Source organism: Micromonospora phytophila (genome assembly GCF_023656545.1).
Classification (GTDB): domain Bacteria; phylum Actinomycetota; class Actinomycetes; order Mycobacteriales; family Micromonosporaceae; genus Micromonospora; species Micromonospora phytophila.
In genome coordinates this window covers 1-4,432 of the sequence record NZ_JAMOKF010000392.1, presented here as the reverse complement: position 1 = coordinate 4,432, position 4,432 = coordinate 1, and the positions used below count along the sequence as shown (strand labels likewise).

Below are 4,432 nucleotides of genomic sequence, written 5' to 3'. Positions count from 1 at the left end.
GCAGTGCGCCCCGGGGACCCTCGCGGAGCTGCGGGTCGGCCAGCCGGCCCGGCTCGCCACCAGCCTGGTGGTCCGGGAGGATTCGCTCACCCTCTACGGCTTCGCCGACGACGACGCCAAGCAGCTCCCGCGCACCGGTCACCCGGGTCAGCGCCGCGTCGCCGGGACGCACCTGAGCGGACTCGGGGCGGGCAGGGCGATCAGCAGCGCGCCCACCGCCATGCCGACCAGGCTGCCGCGCAGCACCGCCGCCGCGCCCAGCCGCTCGGCGACCACGCCCTGCACCACCCGCCCGACGAAGAGACTGCCCCAGTAGCCCGAGACGCAGACGCCGGCGACCGCCGCGTCGAGCCCTCGACCGTCGGTGAGCAGCAGGAACGCCCAGAGCCCCGCGGCCACCTCGATGGCCACGTAGACGGCGAACGCGAGCGCGCCCAGCCAGACCGCCGGCAGCCGCAGCGTCTCGCGTACCCGTATCGGCGTGACGGCCGGCGCCGCGCCCGGCGCGGACCCGGCGGGCGGACGGTCCGGGCGGTTCTCCCCGACCGGCGCCGGGCTGCGGTCCCGCCGCCAGGCCCGGACGGTCAGGGCGAACGCGGCGGCGAGGGCGAGCTGGGCGGTCGCCACGACGCCGTACCCCCACCGCCAGGACAGCCCGACGCTGAGCGCCCCGGTCATGATCAGCGGCCCGATCGCCACACCGAGGCCGAAGAACGCGTGCATCCAGTTCATGTGCCGGGGACCGAAGGCGCCCGCCGCGTACGCGTTGAGCCCTGAGTCGATCGCGCCGGAGCCGAGCCCGAGCACCAGCGCGCAGCCCACCATCAGGGCGAGCCCGGGAGTCAGGGTGTAGCCGGTGAGCGCCAGGCTGGCCAGCAGCGTGCTACCGGCGAGCAGCCAGCCCACGCCGAGCCGGGCCAGGGTGAAGCCGGCCAGCACGCTGGAGGTCAGGTAACCGGCGGTCCCGGCGGTGAGCAGCAGCCCGACCGCCTCGGTGGGTACGCCGAAGTCGGCCCGGATCGACGGCCACCCGACCCCGATCAGCCCGTCGGGCAGGCCGAGGCTGACGAAGGCGAGGTAGGCGAGCAGGAGCAGGGAGGCACGGGGCGGGGCGGTGGACACGGACGACCATCCTGCCGCAGGCGTTCACGACCGCCGGCCCCTCCCCCACTTCGGTACGGGCACCTTCGGCAACAGGTCACAGGTAGTGTCCGAGTTGACCAGGCCAGCACGACACCCACCCACGCGATGCTTGGCGAGATGGGGTACCTCGGGAAGGCCCGGGTTCTAGGGGTTACGCCACCAGGACCAGGTCGCTTTTCCGTTGGCCGGGTGCGGCTTTTCCAATGGACGGTGTGCAGCCCGGCGGGCGTCGACAATCGCGATGCCGAACAGGACGACGGCGGCGGTGATCCCAGCGGTCAGCGGCGGAGCGGCCAGTAGTGGCGCGCCGATGGCGAGGAGAACACCGATACCCACCCAGCGGCGTAGGGAGACGCGGGAGAAGACCGCCCGCTCCAGGGCGGCTCGTCCGAACAGGTAGCAGGCCGGTCCGCCGAGGATCATGACCAACCACGCCGGGTAGGCGTACGCGACCGGATGGCTCTGGATGAGTTCGTGTCCGATCGCGGTGATCACGATTCCGAAGATCATCACCATGTGGGCGGAAGCGATGAAGCGGCCCAACCCCGCCGGGTCCGGGGCGGCGGCGACAGCCTTGCCGAGCACCTGACCGGCGCGGTGGAAGTAGATGCGCCACAGCAGCACGGTGGTGACGAACGCCACGAGCAGCCCGATGCTCTCGTAGCCGCCGGTCCGGCCTGTTCCGCCGGCGTAGGTGATGCCGACCGCGAGGATGGTCTCGCCGAGGGCGATCAGGAGCAGCTGCTGGTATCGGTCGGCGAGATAGTGGGGCGCGAGTGCCCACGCCGTCGCCCTCCCGCGTCCCAGGCGGGGTAGCGGCCAGCCCAGCCGCGCCGAGCCGAGATCGATGACCACTGCCAGGATCCACAGCAGAACCTGCGCCCGGTCGGAGGCCAGCGCGCCGAGAATCAAGAACATTCCCGCCACGGCGGACCAGAACATGCCTCGGAAGAACAGGCGGGCCAGCGGATGCCCACTGAGGGTATAGCCGAAAACCAACGCACGATTGATCAGGACGAATGTGTACGCCAACGCGAAGGGAAGGCCGGCGCCGTCGAAGGCGTGCGGCACGCTCGTGCCCATGACCAGCATGGCGAACGCGGTGACCAGGATCGACCACTGCGTCCCGGGAGTCCGTGGGTCGAGTCTGGCGGTGATGTAGGCGGTGATCGTCCACGTCCAGACCAGCGGCACGAACAGCAGCAGCGTGCGGCCGACCGCAGTCCATTGGCTGGGAGAGTCCGAGCCGTCAGGGCCCGGCACCTCGAGGCCCGGCACCGCGGAGGCCACCAGCCGGTTGAGGGCGAACACCATCACCAGGTCGAAGAAGAGTTCCACGTACGTGGCCTGCTGTGCGCTCTCCGGGTTACGCAGGAACCCGACGGCATGGCCCCGCCCCCGACGCCTCCAGTCTCTCGCCACCACCCCATGCAGCCCATCCTCAGCACGGCTGCGGCAACAACCACAAGACGGCTACCCCTCAACCCCGTCGTACCCCGGGGTCCTGCTCGCCGGGCAGCGGGCCGGACAAACCCGGCGCACCGCCTTATACCATACGATTGGAGCACCTTGTGGTATAAGGCGGTCAGCCACCCACCGAACCGTCGCAGGAGGAGACAGTCAAGTCATGGCTGTCCGACTACTCGAGTTCCTCAGCATCCTCACGACCGCCCTTGCGCTGGTGCCGGCCGGCGCCCACCTCATCGAGCTTCCGGCGAAGGTGCGACTGACGGCCGACGAGTACCTCGTGGTCCAGAAGATCTATCGGGGCTGGGAGCTGGCCGGGATCGTGGTGATCGCGTCGATCGCGTCGACCGCCGCCCTGGCGGTGATGGTGCACCCCGAGCCGGCGGTGTTCGCCCTCGCGGCTACGGCCCTCGGATGCCTGCTGATGACGCAGGTGGTCTTCTGGACGCGCATCTTCCCCGTGAACCGGCGCACCGAGCAGTGGACCAGCCTGCCAGCCGAGTGGACCCAGCTTCGGAGGCGGTGGGAGTACGGGCACGCCGCGAACGCACTCCTCTCGGTTGCTGCTCTGACGGCGCTGGTGGGCGCGAGTCTGGTCGGCTGACTCGGATCATCCAACTGGAGCTCCAACCCAATGCCGGGTAGGACAAAAAGTACGGACCGGACGGTCAGTAAAACGGGCAGCTCATCCAGAATCGGCCGTTCGGCTGACGGCAACCCCGGTGTCGCGAGCAAGACTTTCGGGATGCAACAGGGCTCCGGCATCCTCTCCGCGCGTCAGCGCCGCCTGGCATGGCTCGGCTTTCTCCTCGCCGCCCTCCAGGCTCCCGTCTCCGCCAAGCTGGTCTCGGACGGCTCCTGGCTGTTCAGCCTCTGCGTCGCGCTGATGGTGGCGACAGTGATCATCGCCGACGACGCGGCCCGGCGCCGCCCGGCCGACGCCCGCACGGGCGACTAGCCGGCCCCGCCGGGGCGCGCCTCGTGCCCCGGCCGGCCGCGGGTCCGCCGCTGCTCCTTCATCTCCGCCTCGTAGAGGTGCCGTCGACCGCCGACCAGTTCCTCGCGGGCGCGGCGGTCGACGTCCCGGAACAGGGCGTAGTAGCCGTCGTCGAAGTCCTCGACGATCTGGAACGTCCACCGGCCGGCGATCACGTTGCGGCCCAGCAGGTCGGTGTCGATCCGGTCGGCGATCTCCGCGTGCCCGGCGGCACGGAACATCTCCACCGCGTCGTCGAGCATCAGGTCGGCGTGCCCGATGAGCTGGTGCAGCGAGTAGAGGTGTCCCCGGACCCGCTCGACGCACTCCAGCGCTTCGCTGAGCTTGCCGAGCGCGGCCACCGTCTCGTCGCTCACCCCGGCGGGGCGGCGGTGCCGCTCGTCCGGTTCGTCCACGTGCTGTGCCATCCGTTCCTCCACGGTGTCGTCTGCGCCCCTCCGGGCGGTTCTCCTCCTGCCCAGCCCGCGTCCGGTCAATCCCTCGGCCCTGGTCGGACGACTGGTGGGGGACCCGGTACCCACCGGTCGGCCGAGGTCGCCCCCCGGGTCGGCCGGTTAGCCTCGGTCTTCATGCGTATGCCGTCAAACCGGGTCGATACCCCTTCCGCCGCCGGTTCGGCGCGGTCCACCATCGCCCTGCTCTCCGCCCTCGTCGGTGCCGAGGGGCTCGCCGCGGCCGCCGTGCGACCGGGGCTGCTCGCCCGGATCGACCAGCACGCCGCGGCGGTGCGGGAGAGCCTCGACGGGGACCGGCGGCGCCTCAGCGCCGCCGCGCTCGCCGGCTACGCCGAGGGCGTACGCGCGGCGGCGCTGGAGCACGGCTGGC

The 4,432-nt window shown here is 71.3% G+C and carries 6 protein-coding genes and 1 pseudogene; 4 read left to right on the top strand and 3 right to left on the bottom strand.

What is annotated here, in order from left to right; genetic code table 11:
- A pseudogene (locus NCC78_RS32260) lies at positions 1 to 121 on the top strand (OB-fold domain-containing protein); the annotation flags it as partial.
- 26 nt (positions 122 to 147) lie between these two features.
- Here NCC78_RS32260 and NCC78_RS28065 read toward each other — a convergent pair.
- The gene (locus NCC78_RS28065) at positions 148 to 1,122 is read right to left on the bottom strand and encodes an MFS transporter (RefSeq protein ID WP_250798272.1); all 975 of its coding nucleotides are present in this window, start codon (positions 1,120 to 1,122) and stop codon (positions 148 to 150) included.
- Between the two features lie 165 nt (positions 1,123 to 1,287).
- Entirely contained in the window at positions 1,288 to 2,481 is a 1,194-nt protein-coding gene (locus NCC78_RS28060; protein WP_284706361.1) for a low temperature requirement protein A, read from the bottom strand.
- 289 nt (positions 2,482 to 2,770) lie between these two features.
- Between NCC78_RS28060 and NCC78_RS28055 the strand changes: the two genes are divergently transcribed.
- Together NCC78_RS28055 and NCC78_RS28050 are read left to right on the top strand one after the other, a co-directional pair.
- A complete protein-coding gene (locus NCC78_RS28055) occupies positions 2,771 to 3,214 on the top strand; it encodes a hypothetical protein (protein WP_250798268.1) in 444 nt (147 codons plus the stop codon).
- Between the two features lie 141 nt (positions 3,215 to 3,355).
- Entirely contained in the window at positions 3,356 to 3,568 is a 213-nt protein-coding gene (locus tag NCC78_RS28050) for a hypothetical protein (protein ID WP_250798266.1), read from the top strand.
- Here NCC78_RS28050 and NCC78_RS28045 read toward each other — a convergent pair.
- Positions 3,565 to 4,014 carry a hypothetical protein gene (locus tag NCC78_RS28045; protein ID WP_250798265.1) on the bottom strand — a complete coding sequence of 150 codons (450 nt, stop codon included), beginning with the start codon at positions 4,012 to 4,014 and terminating at the stop codon, positions 3,565 to 3,567. The genes NCC78_RS28050 and NCC78_RS28045 overlap by 4 nt on opposite strands.
- Before the next feature lie 162 nt (positions 4,015 to 4,176).
- Between NCC78_RS28045 and NCC78_RS28040 the strand changes: the two genes are divergently transcribed.
- On the top strand, positions 4,177 to 4,432 hold a 256-nt coding region (locus NCC78_RS28040), incomplete at its 3' end, for a DUF6401 family natural product biosynthesis protein (RefSeq protein WP_250798263.1).